The organism is Corynebacterium endometrii (assembly GCF_004795735.1).
Taxonomy (GTDB): Bacteria; Actinomycetota; Actinomycetes; order Mycobacteriales; family Mycobacteriaceae; genus Corynebacterium; species Corynebacterium endometrii.
Genome location: NZ_CP039247.1, coordinates 1,140,117 through 1,159,997, shown reverse-complemented (window position 1 = coordinate 1,159,997; position 19,881 = coordinate 1,140,117). Strand labels below are relative to the sequence as shown.

The window sequence follows — 19,881 nt, the reverse complement described above, 5'->3', positions numbered from 1 at the left end:
GGTGGTTTAGGGTGCCGATTAGTTTTTAGAAGGCCTGTGCGCTAATATCTTTCTCCAGCGCCCCTGTAGCCCAATTGGCAGAGGCAACGGATTCAAAACCCGTCCAGTGTGAGTTCGAGTCTCACCAGGGGCACCACAAGAAAAAATGGTCCTTTACCGGCAGAAATGCAGGTGAAGGACCGTTTCTTATGCTTCGAGGGACGCATTCGGGTTAAGTAATCAAAAGCGTGTCTCTTCAGTGTGTCGCTGGGGAGGTGAAGTGCCCCGGGTTTTGTTCCTAGGCATCTGCCTTAATTTTTATTATTTCTTGGGCTGGGTTGTTCTTCCAAAACTCTGACTCAACCTCTCTCGGTGTGCGGTACTCAAGTCCTTGATGGAGCCTGGTCTCATTCCACCAATTCACCCATTCAAACGTCGCGAGTTCCACTTCAACAACATCAGACCACTTTCGAGTGTGAATCAGCTCATTCTTGTACGAGCCATTGACATTCTCCGCCAAAGCATTGTCATAGGAATCACCAACGGTTCCAGTAGAAGCAGCAATTCCATACTCAGCAAGCCTCTCGTTGTAGACGATACTGACGTACTGTGAACCATGATCAGAATGGTGAAACAGCCCGGTGGTTTCCTTCGCGCACACAATCGCTTGATTCAATGCCTGCAACGGCAAGGCTTCGGTGCGCATGGAATCCGACAATGCCCACCCAACAATGCGCCTGAAGAATACGTCAGTAACAAACGCGGTGTACACGAACCCTTTCTGGGTACGTACATACGTAATGTCTGCCACCCACAACCGGCACGGTGCGCTCGCCTTGAAATCACGACATACCAAGTCTGGCCTTAGATCCGGACTGTTGGGTTTGCCGGTGGTGATCGGAGATTTTCCTTTTCCTTTGCCAGAAAGTCCAGCTAGTCGCATTAGCCGAGCTGTTTGTTCACGGCCAATATCGATGCCTTCTCGTCGAAGTGCGTGCCACATCTTACGAACACCATAGACACCGTAATTGGTGGAGTGAACGGACCTGACCCCTTTTTGGTGGACACCTGATATCCATCCCAGCCGGGCTGGGAAGAAAGGTAATCTACCACCATGTCCAGGTACTCCGAACAGTTCAAACGCGATGCTGTGGCCCTCTATGAAAGCAATGAGGACCTCTCGCTGATCGCGGCATCAACAGAGCTCGGTATCAACCGTGCCTCGCTTCATTCTTGGGTCAAGAAGTACGGCACCGGAAAGCGTGCGCGCACGAAGGCCATGCGTGACAAGGCCCAGCCCAGTTGCCGATAGTGGATGTTTTGATGCCGATGACAGCTTCGACAGCGCGTAGTGCAGCTGCCTTGGATGAAGCGCCGTCAGCGAGCTCTTCGAAGTACAAGCGCACCGCCCGCTGACGGGTCTCATGGTCGTAGGGGCTGATAGCCATAATGTTCCTCCTGCGTTAAATCATGCCCTCTCACCAACCCAGGCCGGTTTAGGATTTCCCAATCTGTGGGCCGTACAGGGGTGTGCTTTGATAACGCGATGATCCAGTCGTTTTGGTCCACGCTCAAGACCGAGTTCTATGACCGGTCAACGTGGGTCACCAGGGACCAGGCATGCAAGGCGGTGGCCTATTGGATTGAAGTGGTCTACAACCGGCGGCGCCGACACTCGGCCATCGGGATGATCCCACCCGTTACCTTCGAAAACCAGACCACCCAAAAAAGACCCCAACTACCGCGGCCAATACTAAAGCCGCTTAACTACGTGTCCACGATTTGCGGGCAACCCCACTTCCAATACCGTCCGAATTAAGGTAGGCGCGGAATGAATGAGTATCGCGAGCTAACGGATGATTTCGGCCTCGTAAGGGGTGAAATTCACTACCAACGCGGCTGAATCCTCGAAAGTATGTTATGTTTCGTGACAGACCTAAAACCTCTAACGACAGGATGGAGAAGATATGTTGGCGGTACTCACTTTGCTCGCAATTGGCTTGGTCTCTTGGGGTATTTTCAACTATGTGGACAAGTACCTATCTAAGGGTAAAAAAATCGACTAACAGATAACTCGTACGTTACGCGAGTGGGGCACTCCCCACGCTATGACACGGTGGTCTTCACCCGGCGTCTTTTCGTGTAGCCGAACAGACCCATCTGCCGCATCAACCGGGCCGTGCGCTTGTGATTGACCCGCTGCGCAGCAACGCCGCTGACGGAGTTATCGTCGCTGGCGTTGATGGCCGCAGTCACGCGTTTCGCCCCGTAGCAGCCGTTCTCGGCCGTGAACACGGCCTTGATCCTCGCTCCCAGCACCGCATCGGCGACGAAGCGTCGCCGACGACGGGGAGCAGCAGATTTCCATGTGTAGTACGAGGACCGGTTGATCTTTAGGACCTCACATAACCGCTTGACCTGATAGAGGCCTCGGTGGTCGTCAACGAATCGGAAGCGGTTCACCAGTTCGTCTCTTTAAGCGAAATATTTGGCCGCCTTGCGCAGGTTCTCTCGTTCTTCCCGGAGCTTGGCGTTCTCGCGTTCCAGCACGCGGATGCGCTCGGCATCGGAGAGTCCTTCAGCAGGGGTGCGTTCGCTGTTGGTTGCGGCGATGGGGCTGGCGACTTTTTCACCGTTGGCGTTGGTTTTGGTGCCGGTGCCGAAGGCGTCGAGCCAGGTGCGCAGAGAGTTGCGGTTGACCCCGAGGTCGGAGGCAATGGCGTTGAGCGTGGCTCCGGGGGTCGACTCGTACAACGAGACTGCGTCACGCTTGAACTGCTCGGTGTAGGTCTTGCGTGGCATAGTAGAAAGGTACCTCACTTCCCCAGCGAAATGCTGGTTTCAGCGTGTCCACCATCAAGGGGTCAGGTCCCGCCGACGTGGACGAACCCCTGTGACAACGATTAACTCAAAGGCACCGGATCATCGCCCGGACCTTGTGCGCCGAAACTTCCGTGCACAAGCGCCGGGCAGGCTTTGGGTTGCCGACATTACCTACGTTCGCACCCTGTCAGGATTCGCCTATACCGCGTTTGTCGTGGATGTATTTAGCCGAAAAATTGTTGGTGTCGCTACACGCTCGACGATGCGCACCGACGCGCTGCCGATGGAGGCTTTGGAGCATGCGTTAACGACTGCAGGACGAATCCATGGAAACCAGCTAATTCACCACAGCGATCGGGGCAGCCAGTATGTGTCACTGAAGTATTCCACTGCGCTAGCTGAGTCAAAAATCCGCCCGAGTGTGGGAACGGTAGGAGATTCTTACGACAATGCACTAGCCGAAACAGTCAACGGTCTCTACAAAGCTGAACTGATTCATGCCCAGGGCCCGTGGACGTCGGTCGGAGAAGTTGAATTGGCGACCTTGCGGTGGGTGCATTGGTGGAACACTAAGCGACTTCATCAAGCATTGGACTACGCCACCCCGCAGGAAGTAGAAATCGAGTACTATCTCACCCAGCCCGTCAGTATGGGGTAGTAAAAGAAGCGGAACGAAACCCAGGACGCTTCATCCGCTGAAATGTCAGCCATAGACCTAGAGAACACCCTTGTAGAAAACGCCATAGAAATGCCATAACTCGGTACAGAGTCCCGGTTAACGCGCAGTTCAGAGGGTTAACAGGCGCTTGTAGATCTGAGTTCGAGCCTCACCAGGGGCACTAACAAACCCGCTAGGTTCTTCCCAGAACTAGCGGGTTTACTCGTATATTTCGGGTGTACCATATCCCGCAGAAGCACGTTCACGTACAACAGGAGATTTTTAATGCGCCGTAAAGTCGTAGCCGCCTTGACCGCTACCGCAGTAGCCCTGGCACCAGCAACCGCTTACGCACAGGAAGCCCCGGCCCCATCCGGAACGGGCACGCAGTCTTCAGCCAAGGGCGAGAAGGGAATCGATCTGGAAAGCTCCTCATACATCGAGTTCCTCAGCAGCACAACGGAGGACGCAACTGACAATGTTCACTTCAACCGCTTCCTGGCCGTGCTGCTAGATGCTGCCATCGGGCTAGGCGCACTCATTGTCGTAGGCGGCATCTACGGCGAAATCGCCAAACTCCTTCCGCTTAAGTAGGCACTTAACACCCGCGAGCAATATTTTCGCGGCTCTACGCCATCGAGGCCATCCGCTCCCGCGGGTGGCTTTTTCCATAACCGCGGGCCGCTAGCGGCTTGCAGTGATCAACAAGTCCTATTGCTCCGCGAGTGGGCGAGCACACAACCCAATGCATAATCCCAGTCTTCGCGTATACATTCCCGAAGTGCATCCCATAAGCCACCGGGGCCTTTTGATTGGAAAACGCGCCATTTGTACATGTAGAGTTGATGACAGCTCGCAATAGAAGTTGAACGCCCCGCCTTCATACTATTGCCGCCTCGTGTAAATTATGCATAACGAAAGCGCCGTTCCGAGCAGGGTAAGCAAACTAGTCCTTCACTGGAATCCGCGAACAGCACATTAACCTCCATGCAGGTACGTCGCTCTCTTTGTCAACAATCAATTCAGGTTAGATTCACTCTATGCAGATCGTTTTAAACGCACTTCGCGGTGCTCTCATTGGTTCAGCGGAGTTGGTCCCAGGAATTTCCGGTGGCACGGTGGCCCTCATCGTTGGCATCTACGAACGGGCCCTCCACAACGCCAACAGCCTCTTCAAGCTCAAGTTCAAAGAGGTGGAATGGGGCTTCCTAGCCACCGTTGCGGTAGGCATGTTCGCAGCCGTCTTCGGCCTGTCCACCGTTCTCAGTAACTTCGTGGAGAACCATGTCTCACTCTCCAGTGCCCTATTCATGGGAATGGTCACGATATCCATCATCGTCCCGGTGATGATGATAAGCGCCAAAGACCGTGCCAAGCCCGCGAACATCCTGTCGTTCCTTATTGCGGCGGTAGCGATCTTCATCGTTACTGGCCTGCAATCCGGACCAGTGCAGGACCCATCGCTACCTATCGTCTTCGGCGCGGCTGCAATTGCCGTGTGTGCTCTTATCCTGCCGGGGATTTCCGGTTCACTAATCCTGCTTACCATGGGCCTATACGAGCCAATCATCGGCGCAGTTTCGGACCGCGATCTTACGGTCATAGTGGTCTTCGCTGCCGGAGCGCTGTGCGGACTCGCGGCTTTTGTCAAAGTCCTCAACTGGCTTTTGGACACCCACCGCAACGTAACGCTAGCAGCGATGGCCGGCTTTATGCTTGGCTCCCTGCGTTCCCTATGGCCCCTGGGAGAAAGTCAGGATGCGAGCATCGGCGCAATCGTAGGCATGTTTGTAATCGGCGTGGCGATAGTCGGCGTGTTTATCTACGTCGATTACCGCAAGGCACACTCCTACGAACCTGCCCAGGAAGAGAAAGTGACCACTTAATCCATGAAGAAAGCCAGGAAAGCCCGCGTTAGCGCAATAGCAGCGCTAAGCACCACGGCGATGCTAAGCGGCTGCGTAACCAACGTGGAGGAATCTACCCCTGAAGGCTGGCAGCAAATCGCACCGGAAGCTGTGCCTGAGATCGCCGCGATGGTCAACGACGAGGATGGTGTGCTAACAGTCGGCACAAATCCACCTTTTGCTCCCTTTCAGTTGAAAGACCATCAGGGAAACATAATCGGCGTGGAAATGGATTTGGCCCACGCCATGGCCTCCGTCATGGGGTTGGAGTTCAAGGCCGTCGAGCAGGACTTCTCAATGATCCTCCCGGCTGTACAGTCAGGACAACTAGATATGGGTGCTTCGGGTTTTACCGATAACGAGGAACGCCGCGCGAATTTTGACTTCGTCAACTACCTCTATGCCGGAATCCAATGGGCCAAACGCACCGAATCTGACATTGAGGTAGACCCTAGTAATCCTTGCGGGTTGACCGTTGCGGTACAGCGCACCACCATCTCAGACACGGACGACGTTCGCCCCAAGGAAGAAGCATGCGGCGGTGACCTCACCGTTTTGTCCTATGACACCTCCGATAACGCCGCGCTAGCCCTGCTGATGGGGCGCGCACAGGCTTTATCGGCTGACTCCCCCGTCACCGCTTGGGCCGTTGAGCGCTCCAATGGCGAGATGGAATTAGTTGGAGAAATCTTCGATGCGGCACCGTACGGCATGGCTGTGCCTAAGGATTCAAATCTCGGCCCCGCGGCGGCCGCTGCCCTGCAGTATCTCATCGATGAGGGCTACTACCAGGAAATTCTCGAGCAATGGGGAATCACTGACGGACTGGTAGAAGAAGCAATGATTAACGAAAGGCCTATTTAATGACCACCAAGAACCCGGAGGTCCCGGAGAAGATCGAGGCGCGCCCGTTGCGCCACCCATGGCGTTGGGTCTTTGCAGTCGTTGTACTGGCCCTCGCGTTATGGTTCATTATTAGCTCGGCTCAGAACGAGGCCTTTGGGTGGGGAACGTACTTCCAGTACCTATTTGACACCCGAATCGCCATCGCCGCGCTTCATACCCTGGCCATCACCATCTTGGCAATGTTTATCGGCGTTGTTGGCGGCGCATTAATCGCGGTAATGCGCATGACCCCTAACCCTGTGCTTCGCGGTATCTCCTGGGTTTTCCTGTGGATCTTCCGCGGCACGCCCATCTACGTTCAGCTCGTATTCTGGGGCCTGCTTTCTGCAATCTACCAGTCAATCAACTTAGGCTTTACGGAGATATCCCTAGAAAAGGTGCTCACCAACACCTTCATGCTCGCTGTCTTAGGCCTTGGCCTCAACGAGGCCGCCTACATGGCTGAGATTGTCCGTTCCGGCATTTCCGCAGTCCCGGAGGGCCAGCAGGAGGCCGCCAAGGCATTGGGCATGAGCTGGTGGCAAACCATGCGCCGTACCGTGATGCCGCAGGCTATGCGCATCATCGTTCCACCGACCGGCAATGAGTTCATCTCGCTGCTCAAGACCTCATCTTTGGTCGTGGCAATTCCTTACACCAATGAGCTCTTTGGCCGTTCCACTGATATTTCTGCGGCCCTCTTCGAGCCGATTCCCCTCCTCCTCGTCGCGGCCACGTGGTACCTAGTAGTAACTTCCATTTTGATGATCGGACAGCACTACCTCGAGAAGTACTTCGACCGCGGTGCCACCCGCGAGCTGACTTCCCGGCAGCTTGCCACCCTTGCAGATGCCGAAGGCAACCTTCCCCACAACATCAACGTCATTCCGGAGGTTAAGAAAAATGGACGCTAAAAAGCCTATGATTCAGGCCCAACAGGTCTACAAGTCCTTTGGACGCCTCGACGTGCTCAAGGGCATTGACATTGAGGTAGCCCAGGGTGAAGTTGCGTGTCTGATAGGGCCATCCGGTTCTGGCAAATCAACTTTCCTCCGCTGCTGCAACCACCTAGAGAAAATTACAGCCGGCCGTTTGTACATCGATGGCGACTTGATTGGTTACCGTGAGCGCGATGGAATCCTCTACGAGATTTCTGAGAAGCAAGCGGCCGCGCAGCGTTCCGATATCGGCATGGTCTTCCAATCCTTCAACCTGTTTAGCCACAAGACCGTGCTGGAGAACATCATCGAGGCGCCGGTACACGTGAAGAAGATTCCGGCGGATCAGGCGAAGCAGCGCGCTTTCGAACTCCTCGAGAAGGTGGGCTTGGCCCATAAAGCGGATGCGTACCCAGTGCAGCTCTCCGGCGGTCAGCAGCAACGCGTCGCAATCGCGCGCGCCGTGGCGATGGACCCCAAGTTGATGCTCTTCGATGAGCCTACGTCAGCGCTGGACCCTGAGCTGGTTGGAGAAGTGCTTCGCGTAATGCGTGAGCTTGCCGACGACGGAATGACCATGCTGGTAGTCACCCACGAGATGGGTTTTGCACGTGAGGTAGCGGACAAGGTCTTCTTCATGGATGGCGGACGGGTTGTTGAATCCGGCAGCCCCGCAGAGGTGTTGGATAATCCCCGTGAAAAACGCACGCAGGAATTCTTATCCTCCCTGCTGTAGCAACTGCAGCCTATTCTGCATCGCAAGTGGCCCCTCAGGATCTCTTTTCCCGAGGGGCCACTGCCCTATCTTAAGGTATTCGAGCTAAATCATAGCTGGACTATTCCACGCAGCATTGCGTAGGCCGCGCCGAAGGCAGCGACGATGAGCGCCATCTTGTGCGCGATATTGCGAGGAATACGCTTCGAAAGATATACACCCAATGGGATGCCGATCGCCATACCGATGATGCCGGCGGGCCAGATAAGCCACGAGACATTGCTAAATTGCCCGGCACCCACGAAAAGCTTGGTTAGAACCGAGATTATGCCACCCACCATGAAGATGGGTTGCAGCGTTGCCGCGTAGACCTGGTGTGGCCAGCGCGCGGCCTGGGCGTAGACGGTGATGACCGGCCCTGCCACCCCGGCCAGAGTGTTGGTAAAACCTCCCAGGATACCGGCTGAAATCGCCGGTCCCGTGCCTTCCATGGGAGGCACAAACTTTCTACCGAAAGTCACCAGCGCTAGAGCGACTAAGATAGCCCCACCGGCCAGAACCATGACGGGCGCGGCATCCATGGAGGAAAGCAGGAACGCCGCTGGGATGGAGCCGAAGATCATCACTGGCGCAATCTGGGCGAATTTCTTCCAATCCACATGGTCGCGAACGGTCATCGTTGTTGCGGCCGCGTTGATGACAGCGAGGACGTTGACGACCATAATGCCCTCTACCGGGCCCAACATGATCATCAGCACCGGACCGCCAAGCAGCCCCAATCCCATTCCCGAGATCCGTTGGGTGCAAGCGCCAATGGCAATGACTACTAGAACGGCTAGCGCCATAATCATTTCTTGTACCGCTCCACTACAGCCTTAGCTACCGGGTCTGGGAGCAGGCCAGATACATCGCCCCCGTAGCTGGCTACCTCCTTGCATAGGCTGGAAGAAATGTAGCCAAACTTTTCATCGGTAAGCAGGAAAACTGTGTCAACGCCGGATAGGCGCCTATTGATCTGCGCCATAGGTAACTCGTATTCGTAATCCAAAGAAGAGCGCAGGCCCTTGACCAGGGTACTTACCCCGTGTGCGGTGGTGTAATCAACTAGGAGGCCACCCCACCAGTCCACTTTGATGGAAGGGTCTACGACTTCCCGAATGAGCTCAACGCGTTCTTCAATGCTAAACAGCCCGGAGGTTTTCTTGCTTGGGTTTCCGGTAACCAAGACGGTGAGATCATCGAAGAGCTCTGCTGCACGATTGAAGATGTCAAGGTGTCCGTTGGTTACGGGATCGAAGGATCCGGGGCATACTGCTTTAGTCACGGCGGCTACCTTACTCCGATCTACTCGGATTCGCGTCGAAAAATGGCCATATCGAAGCGTGCTATCCCGAAAGTGCGCTTCTTCAGCTTCTGGCCAGTGGCTTGAAACCCCTCAGGCCATTCGGTCTGCGGGGAGTCGGTGTGGCGTTCGATGACCACTATTGCATCGTCGGCTAGCACGGGCTCGATGAGCTCTACGAGTTCAGCGATTTCGTCGAACTCGTACGGTGGGTCGGCGAGCACCATATCGAAGTAACCCCTCGGTGCGCCCTGCAGGTAGGACTTGGCGCTAGACTCACGCAGGGTAACCTGTGGGTGCTTAACCACCCCCATGTTGTGCTGGATGACTTTGCATGCCGCTGGATTGTTTTCCACTAGGACCACTTCCTCGGCACCGCGACTTGCGGCTTCGAGCCCCAGCGCGCCCGAGCCCGCAAACAAGTCCAGGCATCGGACATCCGCAAACCCCCAACGAACGGCGAGAGAAGAAAACAAGCCTTCACGAGCACGGTCTGCGGTAGGGCGGGTGCCTTCAGCGGGAACCTTAATGGTTCGGCCGCGCGCCTCTCCGGCAATAATCCTGGTCATATACTCTCCTTCTCCAAGCGTTTTAGCCTAAGGCAGCACTTAAACTGGGTTTGCTCCTGATTGTTTAACACACTAGCGCACGCTAGTTCTTATCCAGGAACTGTTGCTCTTCGTCCGTCAGCCCGGTGATCAAGGCCGCCGCGGATTCCGCGTCAGCCTCCACCAATTCCTGCGCGTCCGAATGGGCAAGAGCAATAATGTCCTGGTCCTTACGCAAATCGAGGAGCTTGAGGCTGCGCCTCGATCCTGATTGATTCACGCCTAAAATGTCACCCTCGTGCCGCTGTTGCAGGTCCAATTCCGCCAGTTCAAAGCCAGAGTTCGTCGCCGCGATTTTGTGCAGGTACTCCACGCTAGGATGCCCCGGCTCGGCAAGCGTGTGGAATAGGCATACTGAAGGCAGGCCGCCACGGCCCACTCGGCCGCGCAGCTGGTGCAGCTGGCTCACGCCGAAAGACTCGGCCTCGCGTATGAGCATAACCGTAGCGTTGGGGACATCAACGCCCACTTCGATCACCGTAGTCGCGATGAGCACATCGAACCGGCCCGCGGCGAACTCCGCCATCACCTCGTCCTTATCCTGCATGCGTCCATGCAGGATTCCTACGGATAAGCCGCGCAGTGGCCCGCGACTCAGCTTTTCCTCCATATCCAAGACCCCGCCCTCGCCGTCGATGCGAGGGCACACGATGAAAGCTTGATGGCCCTTGGCAACTTCTTCTACGATGCGGGCCAGAGCCCTAGTCACCCAATCCGGTTTGAACTCTGGGACTACCGCAGATTGAATCGGCTTTCGGCCACCGGGTAGTTCCTTTAAGGTTGAAACGGCCAAATCCCCGAAAACGGTCATGGCAATCGTGCGTGGAATGGGGGTGGCGGTCATCACCAACACGTGAGGGATAAAACCTTCACGGGCCTTTGCTCGCAAGGATTCGCGCTGCTCTACCCCGAAGCGATGCTGCTCGTCTACCACCACGAATCCCAAGTCGAAAAACTCAACGCTTTCCTGAATGATGGCATGGGTTCCGATAATGATATGGGCCTCACCAGAAATAATGTCCAGCAAGGCCTGCCGTTTCTCTGCGGTCTTCATAGAGCCGGTCAGGAGCACCACGTTGACCCCAGCTGGTACCAACCGCGCAATCGAAGTTGCGTGCTGAGAGGCCAAAACCTCAGTAGGAGCCAAAATAGCAGCCTGTTTGCCCGCATCCACAGCCTGGAGCATGGCCGCAACGGCCACCATGGTTTTGCCCGAGCCCACCTCGCCTTGCAGCAGGCGTGACATGGGCACGGAGTCAGCCAGGTCTAAACTGATTTCTCCCATCACCCGTCGCTGGCCCGCCGTCAGGTCAAACGGTAGGTCCTGCAACAACTGCTGGACGTAACCGGTCTCATCCGGCTTGAGCGGCGGGGCCTTGTGGTGGAGAGTATCGCGCTTGCGAAGAGCCATCACCAGACCTATCTCCAAGGCCTCGTTATATTTCATGCGGCTTATAGCGCCGTGGGGCCCGTCCGGTCCGGGTTCATGTATTTGGCGCAGCGCCGCATCAAACGTCAAGGGTGCCACCAAAGGCATGACTCCCGGGATGGGTTCTTCCACCTCCGGCATCTGCGCTAATACCTGGTGAATAGCCCCCATAATCATCCAGGACGTAACCTTGGCGGTCGCTGGGTAAATTGGGATCCAGTCCCTATCCGTCAGTAACTCGTAGATGTCACCAAACTTTGACAAATTCCGCAGAGAACCGGTGGATGCCTTGCTTTCTGCACCGGGTGTATCAAGCACCATGTAATCAGGGTGGCTTAATTGAGGCTGCCCGCGAAAGTATTTGAGTTTGCCGCTCATCATTACACGCACACCGGGTTTGAGCTGACCTATCTGCCATTTCGCCCGGAAAAAGCTTGCGCTGATGCCCTGGTCTAGGTAGACCGTCAGCATTTGCCCCTGTTTGATTGGCCTGACCGAGGCATTAACTATGGTCGCGGTGATGGTGACGATATCGCCTTCTTGGGCACCACCCCAGCCAACGTCGCGGCCATGGCGGACGTAATCGCGCGGAAAATGCATCAGAAGCTCTCCACACGTTTCATACCCAAGGGAGGAGGTGATGGTGCGGGCTACTTTAGGATCTAAAACCTGAATGAGTGGCGTGGAGTACTCCCAGCCCAACATGGTTGTCTCCTACTCCACGCCAATTTCTGTACGTATGCCCGGCACGCGTAGGACTAGAGTCTCAACGCCCAACTCTTGGGCCAATTCCTCGTCACCAAGGGCCATAGACGTCAGGATGGTAACCTGCTCGCCGCCTTCATCGAGTAACTCTGCGCAGGCATCCACCACGGCCTGAGGGCTATCCTCTTCCAGAATCGCCACCCGCATGGAACGGGAGGCGTCACGCATGGTTGAAACCATGGCATCCGTGTCAGGGTTCCCGGGTTCGTACACGGAAAGCGCTGCGAATCCGGATACATAGGAATCGGTAGCGATGATCCGTGACTCACCCGGATCCCCCACCGAACCATTCTGGATGAATATATCTTCGCTGGTTGCTCCGGTTATCGCTTCCCCGGGTGCCACAATCTTGGCGCCGGCCGAGCGGAACAAATCCGCCAAGGCCCCCTGTGGTGCGCAGGCGTAGATGTGGCGCTGGCTCGTTGGCTGTGCATCTGGGGCTGGGTCAACGGCTGAAACGGGTAGGGCTTCCAGCGCCAAATCCTCCACTGCACCCTGGGCGAAGGCGTGCTCAATGAGGGATCCGGCATCGGCACTATGTATATGGAAGCGAGCTGTCCCATCGCTCATCCTCGCCACCACGAGTGAATTACCCATCGTGCTGAGAGCCTGTTCCAACGCATCAACGTCACCGCGGTAGTTAAACACCACCTCGATCTCCCCGGAGGGCTCGGCGCTCAGGGCCGGGACGGATTCCGGCTGCGCGGTCCCATCCACCTCTGCGAGTAAGGCTTCCAACAGGATCACCAAGCCGGCGCCTCCGGCATCGACCACTCCGGCGTCACGCAGGGCCGGAAGCTGGGAGGGCGTATGTTGTAGCGAGGTTCGGGCTGCGAACACGGCCGCTTGGACCACAGCGTGGAGATCGTTACCGGAGGTTTCCAACGCCTGCCTGGCCGCTTCGGCGGCGCACCGCAGAACCGTAACCACGGTGCCCTCGACCGGTTCGGAAATAGCCCTTGTTACCAGCGCCACCGCCAACTCCAGAGAATCCGCCAGCACTTCCCCATCGACCACCGAGTCTCGGGTGCTGTCAGATACCGCGCGCAGCACCTGGGATAAGACCATCCCGGAATTTCCCCGCGCCCCGCGTACGGAACCCACGGCCAAAGCTTCGGCTACGTCTCCACCGCGCTCTACCTGTTGCAGGGCCGATTCCATGGTGTGGGCCATATTGGATCCGGTATCCGAGTCCGGGACCGGGAAAACATTCAACGCGTTGATGTCCTCGCGCCGCTGCGTAAGTTCCGCAACGGCCCGGTTTGCCCATGAGCGCAAACCCTGTGCATCAAGCGCGTTGATTTTAGACATGTGGCCTATTCTACAATTGCCAGTCGATCGGGAAGGAATTCTGCTCTTGTAAATAGGCATTTGCCCTGGAAAATGGGCGCGAGCCAAAGAAACCACGGCGGGCGGATAACGGGGAAGGATGGGCTGAGGTAATGGTAGGAACGTCAGGAATGAATCGCTGGCAGGCCTGCGCATCCTTGCCCCATAGGATGGCCACCATTGGGGCGCGATTCAAAGCGCTAATCGCGGCCTCAGTCACGGCCTCCCAGCCCCAGCGCCGATGAGATCCGGCATTGCCAGGCTCCACAGTCAGCACCCGGTTGAGCATCAATACCCCCTGATCGACCCATGGCAGAAGAGAGCCGTCAGCGGGTGGGGTCAGGCCTAAATCGTCGTGCAGTTCCTTGTGTATGTTGACCAGGGAGCGGGGCGGGCGGACCCCGGGTTGAGTGGAAAAGGACAGCCCCATTGGATGACCAGGGGTGGGATACGGATCCTGTCCCACGATAAGGACGCGAACGGCCTCTAAAGGGGTCCGAAACGCGCGGAAAACGTCGGCCGGAGCGGGCAAGTACTCGCCGCCGTTCAGACGCCGCGAAAGCTCCGGCCACACCCTTTCCAGCACTGGCCCCAGCACGGGGTCCCATGACGGGTGGTAGTTGATTTCTGGCAAGTTACTCATGCAAAAGACTCCCAACCGCGGTGGTGAGCGGGCGCGGCGCCATCGACGGTGACGAGCCCCGCCCCGTTTTTCTTAGTCACTTCCCCAATGACCCTAAAGCCGCTTGGGCAATCCTTATGGGTGGTGCCCAGCAGGGTGTGGTCCTCCCCTCCCGTAAGAATCCACTCCCAAGGGTCGATCCCCAGAAGCTCGCCCGCCTCCTTTAGGAGCGCATCCGGCCCCAGCGCGCGGGCGTCCAAGTCTACGGCCACTGAGGAACGCTCGGCTATGAGGCTCAAATCCTTGATCAACCCGTCTGAATTGTCCGTCATGGCGGTAACTCCAGTGGCTCGGGCTACTAATCCACGTCCGGCGGTAATCGATGGCGCACAGTGCGCCTGTTTCAGCCGCGCCAGCCCTTCAGCCCCCGGTGGAAGGTAGTTTCCAAAGCGCTGTAAAAGCGCCAGACCGGCGGCGGAGTAACCAATGTGTCCATGCGCAACCACCTTTTGGCCAACCCTCGCGGCATCTAGGCTCAATGGGGACCTGCTGCCGCCCAACTGCCCTATTGCGGTGACGGATAGGATGATTTGGTCTGCACGGGTCACGTCCCCGCCTACCAGCTCGGCCTGGTAATCCTTGCAGCGTTTGGCGATTCCCTGGGCAATCCCTTCGATGACGTGCAGTGGCGTATCGCCCGGTGCCGCCAAGGCCAACAAGGCGGAGCTGGGGCGTGCGCCCATGGCCTCGATATCTGCAAAGTTCTGGGTGATCGCCTTGAATCCAACCTGCTGAGCAGAAGACCAGTCGAGCCGGAAGTGCCGGCCTTCAACCAGCATGTCAGTTGCCGCAACCGTGCGCGAGTTGGGCGCGGTAGCGGGTATCACCGCGGCATCATCACCGTTGACTCCACTGGGTGCGGCTGCCCTGATAGCGTCGATCACTGCGCGTTCCCCTACCTCTGCAAGGGTGGGCGTTAAATTCACTAGCTACCTTTCAGTTAGGATGATCTCCTATGAATAATCCATTTAACCGCACCGCAGTATTTATCTCATTGGGTTTAGCATTATTCCTGGTTGTGGGCGTGTTATTTGGTTCCAAATACTTCTTTAACGAATATGCGCGTCAGCCCATCCCCATGACGCCGCTGCCCTCCCCTCAGGCGGATTCGGCCGAATGCGCAGCCCTCATCGAAGCCCTGCCGGAAAAATTGGGCGGTCTGGACCGAGCCGAGATCGCCGAACCCGTACCGGCGGGGACCGCGGCTTGGGCGGAAACCTCGGACCAGCCCACCACCCTCCGCTGTGGAGTTGACCTCCCCTTCCAATACACGGAGTATTCAACCACGGAGGAAATAGATGGAACCCGCTGGCTCGAGGTTGCCGACATGACCCCGGGTTCAACGTTAACCACGTGGTACAGCACCAATCGTTTCCCTAACGTGGCCCTGACCTCTTGGGACGATGAGTTCCCCACTGAATTATCTGAATCCACCGCTATGCTCGCGCAGGAAGACCAGGCTCCGCGGCCCGGCCCCTTGAGCGAGTTAAAGCCCGCTGGCGAACAGGAACGATGCGCAGCTTTGGACGCGAATCTGCGCGCGGGCTTCGAGCTCGCCGAGGGATACGCGTACAACGGCGAGTTCAGCAAGGACCACACCCACGTCTGGACCGCCCAGTCCCGCGAACCCGTGGTGGTTCGTTGCGGAGTGCAAGACGCCGAGGGCTACGAAGCCGGCGTTCAGCTCCAGCAGATTGACGGTCTTCCGTGGTTTGAGGACACCACTTTGGCGGCGGGCACCACCGCCGGCGCCTGGTATGCGATGGGGCGCGATGTCAACGTAGCCGTCCATGCCCCGCAGGATGCGGCGCAGGAGGCGCTGGTTAATCTCTCAGCCGCTATCGAAGCCACCACCGTAGAGGTGGCGTCCTGAGTCACTAATCGGCGGAGGCTACGGGCCCCTCATGGTGAGATAATGCGGACTCGATGAGCAAGGTCAGTAGCTCCGAGTACCCCACCCCGGAAGCGGCCCACACCTGCGGGTACATGGAGATTGGAGTAAAGCCCGGCAAGGTATTGATTTCATTGATCACTGGCCCCTTGTCAGTGACGAAGAAATCGACTCGGGACAATCCCGAACAATTGAGCGCCGTAAATGCTTCCAGCGCCATCTCCTGAAGCTGCTCGACGAGACCGGCATCGAACTGGGCGGGGATTTCAGCGGAGACCACGTCATCGATGTACTTGGTTTCGAAGCCGTAGAAGCCTTCTTCCGAATCCTCAATTCCCACTAGACGCGCGGGGACCGAGGCCCTTAAGGAACCGTCTGGGTACTGCAGTACGCCGATTTCCACCTCGGAACCAGTGATCTCCGATTCAACGAGCACCTTGGTATCGGCGCCGTGCGCTAGCCGGACGGCGCCTTCCAGTTGGGACCAGTCAGTCACCTTAGAGACGCCGATGGATGATCCGGCGCGCGCCGGCTTGACGAAGACCGGCAGCCCGAGGAGAGCCTTTTCCGCCTCGGTTAGCTCGCTGCGATCCCGCAGGATTACCTCTGGGGCTACGGGCAGGCCCTCCGCGGCAAGCAGCTTCTTGGTGTACTCCTTATCCATCCCGGCGGCCGACGCCAGGACGCCGGCGCCAACGTAAGGTACGCCTGAAAGCTCGAAGAGGCCTTGAAGCGTTCCATCCTCGCCGTACGGACCGTGAAGAACCGGGAAGATAACGTCAGCCTTGGCGAAGAGGGCGCCATTGACCGTGTCATAGAATTCACCGCGGGTCTCCGGTGCCAGGGACAAGGCCAACTCATTGACCTTTTCCACGACGGGGAGCTTGTCGCCAACGATTTCGAGCCCCTCCGTGGTTCCGCTGGTCCAGAAGCCTTCCTGGGTAATGCCGATGGGGATGACTTCAAACTTATCCCTATCCAGATTCGCCATAATCGCGCCTGCGGACACGCAGGACACGGAATGCTCGGAGCTACGGCCGCCGTACACAACGGCTACGCGGGTCTTGGTGGTCATAGGGCTAAACCTTACTCCCTCTCTATTCGGACTTCTTTGAACGACCCATGAGGGCCACAATCATCTCTTCCACGGAAACGTCGCGATGGCACACCCCGTACACGGCCTGGGTTATAGGCATCTCCACGCCTACGCTCTGCGCCAAACGGAACACCGAATCCGAGGAGATGACGCCCTCTGCGACCTGGCCATGGGTGGCCTCGCGGGCCTCATCGAGGCTTTCCCCTTTGCCAAGCCGGAATCCGAAGGAATAGTTTCGAGACAAGGTCGAGGTGCAGGTGGCCACCAGGTCACCCAGGCCAGCGAGACCGGCGAAGGTACGAGGATCCGCATGGAGCGCCACTCCCAGACGGGTGATCTCCGCGAGTCCGCGGGTAATCAACGTGGCCGTGGTGTTGTTTCCCATGCTCCGCCCCGCAGCCATGCCGCAGGCAAGCGCGATGACGTTCTTACACGCGCCGCCGATTTCAGCACCTATCACGTCGGTGTTCGTATAGGGCCGAAGGTAGCCCGTGGCGACGGCCGCCTGAACCTGCTGTGCACGCTCCTCGTTGGAGCAGGCAATGACAGTAGCGGCTGCCTGCTCCTCGGCGATCTCACGGGCCAGGTTTGGCCCGGAAAGCACTGCGATGCGGGACGGGTCCGCGCCCGTGCAGTCAACGATGACCTCACTCATACGCTTGAGAGATGTGGTTTCCACGCCTTTGGAGATGGATACCAGGGTGGCATCGGACGGCAAATGCGGAGCCCATTGCGTCAGATTATTGCGCATGGTCTGAGACGGAACCGCAAAGACTACTATCTCGGCGCCTTCCAGGACCTCGGCCGGGCTGGTATTGGGCACGATGGACTGGGGAAGCTCAATGTTCCCCAAGTAATCCGGGTTCCGGTGCGTATCGCGGATGGTTTCGGCGAGTTCCGGCCTACGGACCCACAGGTGCACCGCATTTCCCGCGTCCGCGAAAACTTTGGCCAATGTGGTGCCCCACGAACCTGCCCCCATTACGGCTACCTTAACCATGCGTGCTTGAAGCCTCTCCTCGAGTTGTCATAAGACTTAACATATTAAGCCATTGGCCTTGATGGTTGGCGCACATTTAGCCCGTCAGGACTAAACTTACCTAGAGTAAGCCACGGAAAGCACTCCGGGGTGGTTTTCTGTCTATTGTGCTCAAGGAGCGATCATTGCCTACGCCAAAGAACCTCAACGAGACTGACAAGGACATTCAGCACGAAGAGTTCATGACCGGCCGCCACCAGACCATTCCCACTAATCCCGCCAAAGAATTCAAGCGCACAACGCTAGCCGCCGGGGCGGTACTCTGGCGCGGCGACCCGCAGGATCCGGAATTCGCCGTCATCCACCGCCCGCATTACGATGACTGGTCCCTAGCCAAGGGCAAGGTGGACCCGGGCGAGAGCCTGCCCGTAACGGCGGTCCGCGAAATCCGCGAGGAAACCGGTTACGAGGTAAAGCTTGGCAAGCTCCTGGGGAAGGTTACCTACCCCGTCAAGGACCGAACCAAGGTTGTCTATTACTGGGCGGCAAAGGTTACCGGCGGTAAATTTAAGAAGAATGACGAAGTGGATGAAATCCGCTGGCTCACACTAGATGGGGCCAAGAAATTAGTGAGTTACGACCTGGATAAGGACGTGCTCAAGAAGGCCGCGAAGCGCCTTAGGCTCGCCCCCACCACCCGCGTCCTCTACGTGCGCCATGGCCGCGCCCACGACCGTAAAAACTGGGAGGGCGATGACAACCTCCGCCCACTGGACAAGAAGGGCCGCAAGCAGGCCGAAATGCTCGTGGAGATGCTGAAGGCGTACCACCCCACCGCCATCTACTCGGCGAAACCCAACCGCTGCCAACAGACCGTTGCGCCACTGGCCCAAGATTTGGAGCTGGGTGTCACCGTCAACGCAAAATTGGGCGATGAAACCTGCGAGGCTAATCCAACCAAAGCGCTCGCCGCCTTCCTAGACATCGCCGCCGATGGCGGCGTGCCGGTCATCTGCTCACAGGGGCTGACCATCCCGGCGGTAATCGAGGGCTTGTCCCCCGATTTCCTCGAATGCGACGAGGAGACCCTAAAGACTAAAAAGGGTGGCGTATGGGTACTCCACTTCAATGGTGGAACCCTTACGGGAGCCGATTACCTGGCCAGCTCTCTGCCGGTTAAGTAATTCGCAGCGAGATAAAGGCATAAAAAGGCCCGGGACCGTCGGATCTAACGGTTCCGGGCCTTAAGGCAACGTGTGGCGAGTAGGGTTTAGTTCACCGCGGGCTTGAAGGCTGGGCGTTTGCCCTCATAACCAGTGATGGCATCCTCATCGCGCAGGGTCAGGCCAATATCATCGAGGCCCTCCATGAGGCGCCAGCGGGTGTAATCATCGATATCGAACGAATAGGTGTTGCCACCCACGGTTACCGTGCGGGCCTCAAGATCGACGGTGACTTGGGTATCACCGGATTCCAGTTGCTTCCAGATGAGCTCGATATCGCCTTGGTCCATCAAGCCGGTGAGCAATCCAGCCTTGCCGGAGTTTCCACGGAAAATATCCGCGAAGCGGGAAGAAAACACGGCCCTGAAACCGTAGTCACCCAGCGCCCAGACCGCATGCTCGCGCGAGGAACCGGTACCAAAGTCCTCCCCGGCAAACAGTACTGAACCGTCCTTGAATTCATCCTGGTTGAGGATGAAGTTTGGGTCCTTGCGCCAGTTGGAAAATAGGCCATCCTCAAAACCCGAGCGCTTGACCGATTTCAGGTAGACGGCGGGGATGATCTGATCAGTATCAACGTTGGAATAACGCAGTGGGACGCCAGTGCCAGTGTGCGTGGTGAACTTTTCCAT

At 57.3% G+C, this 19,881-nt stretch carries 18 protein-coding genes, 1 tRNA gene and 4 pseudogenes; 11 read left to right on the top strand and 12 right to left on the bottom strand.

Annotation, left to right across the window (positions count from 1 at the left end):
• The first annotated feature begins 59 nt into the window (after positions 1–59).
• Positions 60–136, top strand: a tRNA-Leu gene (locus CENDO_RS05240).
• A gap of 141 nt (positions 137–277) precedes the next feature.
• On the opposite strand, the pseudogene CENDO_RS05235 reads toward CENDO_RS05240, so the two are convergent.
• A pseudogene (locus tag CENDO_RS05235) lies at positions 278–1,030 on the bottom strand (IS3 family transposase); the annotation flags it as partial.
• Between the two features lie 63 nt (positions 1,031–1,093).
• Between CENDO_RS05235 and CENDO_RS05230 the strand changes: the two are divergent.
• Both CENDO_RS05230 and CENDO_RS05220 read left to right on the top strand, forming a co-directional pair.
• Positions 1,094–1,291 carry a transposase gene (locus tag CENDO_RS05230; protein WP_136141095.1) on the top strand — a complete coding sequence of 66 codons (198 nt, stop codon included), beginning with the start codon at positions 1,094–1,096 and terminating at the stop codon, positions 1,289–1,291.
• 195 nt (positions 1,292–1,486) lie between these two features.
• Positions 1,487–1,798, top strand: a pseudogene (locus tag CENDO_RS05220) (integrase core domain-containing protein); the annotation flags it as partial.
• Positions 1,799–2,088: 290 nt separating this feature from the next.
• Here the strand turns inward: CENDO_RS05220 and CENDO_RS11290 are convergent.
• Positions 2,089–2,781 (bottom strand): annotated as a pseudogene (locus CENDO_RS11290) (transposase); the annotation flags it as partial.
• A 58-nt stretch (positions 2,782–2,839) separates the two neighbouring features.
• On the opposite strand from CENDO_RS11290, the pseudogene CENDO_RS05205 reads away from it, so the two are divergent.
• The 6 genes and pseudogenes from CENDO_RS05205 to CENDO_RS05180 all read left to right on the top strand — a co-directional run.
• Positions 2,840–3,460 (top strand): annotated as a pseudogene (locus CENDO_RS05205) (IS3 family transposase); the annotation flags it as partial.
• A 285-nt stretch (positions 3,461–3,745) separates the two neighbouring features.
• Positions 3,746–4,054, top strand: coding sequence for a hypothetical protein (locus tag CENDO_RS05200; protein WP_136141091.1), 309 nt, complete (start codon positions 3,746–3,748; stop codon positions 4,052–4,054).
• A 446-nt stretch (positions 4,055–4,500) separates the two neighbouring features.
• Complete coding sequence (locus CENDO_RS05195) at positions 4,501–5,346, top strand: DUF368 domain-containing protein (RefSeq protein WP_136141090.1); 846 nt, start codon at positions 4,501–4,503, stop codon at positions 5,344–5,346.
• A gap of 3 nt (positions 5,347–5,349) precedes the next feature.
• Entirely contained in the window at positions 5,350–6,231 is an 882-nt protein-coding gene (locus CENDO_RS05190) for an ABC transporter substrate-binding protein (protein ID WP_136141089.1), read from the top strand.
• On the top strand, positions 6,231–7,166 hold the full coding sequence (locus CENDO_RS05185; protein WP_136141088.1) for an amino acid ABC transporter permease: 936 nt from the start codon (positions 6,231–6,233) through the stop codon (positions 7,164–7,166). The genes CENDO_RS05190 and CENDO_RS05185 overlap by 1 nt, the downstream gene beginning before the upstream one ends.
• Positions 7,156–7,926: an amino acid ABC transporter ATP-binding protein gene (locus CENDO_RS05180; RefSeq protein WP_136141087.1), complete on the top strand. Its 771-nt coding sequence runs from the start codon at positions 7,156–7,158 to the stop codon at positions 7,924–7,926. The genes CENDO_RS05185 and CENDO_RS05180 overlap by 11 nt, the downstream gene beginning before the upstream one ends.
• Positions 7,927–8,015: 89 nt before the next feature.
• On the opposite strand, the gene CENDO_RS05175 is transcribed toward CENDO_RS05180, so the two are convergent.
• The 7 genes from CENDO_RS05175 to CENDO_RS05145 form a co-directional block, all read right to left on the bottom strand.
• Entirely contained in the window at positions 8,016–8,756 is a 741-nt protein-coding gene (locus CENDO_RS05175) for a sulfite exporter TauE/SafE family protein (RefSeq protein ID WP_136141086.1), read from the bottom strand.
• Positions 8,753–9,229: a pantetheine-phosphate adenylyltransferase gene (coaD, locus tag CENDO_RS05170; protein ID WP_136141085.1), complete on the bottom strand. Its 477-nt coding sequence runs from the start codon at positions 9,227–9,229 to the stop codon at positions 8,753–8,755. Before coaD ends, CENDO_RS05175 begins: the two co-directional genes overlap by 4 nt.
• A 20-nt stretch (positions 9,230–9,249) precedes the next feature.
• Entirely contained in the window at positions 9,250–9,816 is a 567-nt protein-coding gene (gene rsmD / locus CENDO_RS05165) for a 16S rRNA (guanine(966)-N(2))-methyltransferase RsmD (protein WP_136141084.1), read from the bottom strand.
• 82 nt (positions 9,817–9,898) lie between these two features.
• Positions 9,899–11,989: an ATP-dependent DNA helicase RecG gene (locus CENDO_RS05160; protein ID WP_136141083.1), complete on the bottom strand. Its 2,091-nt coding sequence runs from the start codon at positions 11,987–11,989 to the stop codon at positions 9,899–9,901.
• A 9-nt stretch (positions 11,990–11,998) separates the two neighbouring features.
• Positions 11,999–13,360: a DAK2 domain-containing protein gene (locus CENDO_RS05155; protein WP_136141082.1), complete on the bottom strand. Its 1,362-nt coding sequence runs from the start codon at positions 13,358–13,360 to the stop codon at positions 11,999–12,001.
• A 10-nt stretch (positions 13,361–13,370) separates the two neighbouring features.
• Positions 13,371–14,021: a uracil-DNA glycosylase gene (locus tag CENDO_RS05150; RefSeq protein WP_136141081.1), complete on the bottom strand. Its 651-nt coding sequence runs from the start codon at positions 14,019–14,021 to the stop codon at positions 13,371–13,373.
• A complete protein-coding gene (locus tag CENDO_RS05145) occupies positions 14,018–14,986 on the bottom strand; it encodes a thiamine-phosphate kinase (RefSeq protein WP_136141080.1) in 969 nt (322 codons plus the stop codon). The genes CENDO_RS05150 and CENDO_RS05145 overlap by 4 nt, the downstream gene beginning before the upstream one ends.
• A 29-nt stretch (positions 14,987–15,015) precedes the next feature.
• Between CENDO_RS05145 and CENDO_RS05140 the strand changes: the two genes are divergently transcribed.
• Complete coding sequence (locus tag CENDO_RS05140; protein WP_136141079.1) at positions 15,016–15,933, top strand: DUF3515 domain-containing protein; 918 nt, start codon at positions 15,016–15,018, stop codon at positions 15,931–15,933.
• Between the two features lie 4 nt (positions 15,934–15,937).
• On the opposite strand, the gene CENDO_RS05135 is transcribed toward CENDO_RS05140, so the two are convergent.
• Positions 15,938–17,026, bottom strand: coding sequence for a D-alanine--D-alanine ligase family protein (locus tag CENDO_RS05135; RefSeq protein WP_136141078.1), 1,089 nt, complete (start codon positions 17,024–17,026; stop codon positions 15,938–15,940).
• Positions 17,027–17,048: 22 nt separating this feature from the next.
• Positions 17,049–18,047, bottom strand: a complete 999-nt coding sequence (locus tag CENDO_RS05130; protein WP_136141077.1) for an NAD(P)H-dependent glycerol-3-phosphate dehydrogenase — start codon at positions 18,045–18,047, stop codon at positions 17,049–17,051.
• A 221-nt stretch (positions 18,048–18,268) separates the two neighbouring features.
• On the opposite strand from CENDO_RS05130, the gene CENDO_RS05125 reads away from it, so the two are divergent.
• Positions 18,269–19,210 (top strand): NUDIX hydrolase, encoded by a 942-nt coding sequence (locus CENDO_RS05125; RefSeq protein ID WP_136142155.1) that lies wholly within the window; start codon positions 18,269–18,271, stop codon positions 19,208–19,210.
• Positions 19,211–19,296: 86 nt separating this feature from the next.
• On the opposite strand, the gene leuD is transcribed toward CENDO_RS05125, so the two are convergent.
• A complete protein-coding gene (gene leuD / locus CENDO_RS05120; protein ID WP_136141076.1) occupies positions 19,297–19,881 on the bottom strand; it encodes a 3-isopropylmalate dehydratase small subunit in 585 nt (194 codons plus the stop codon).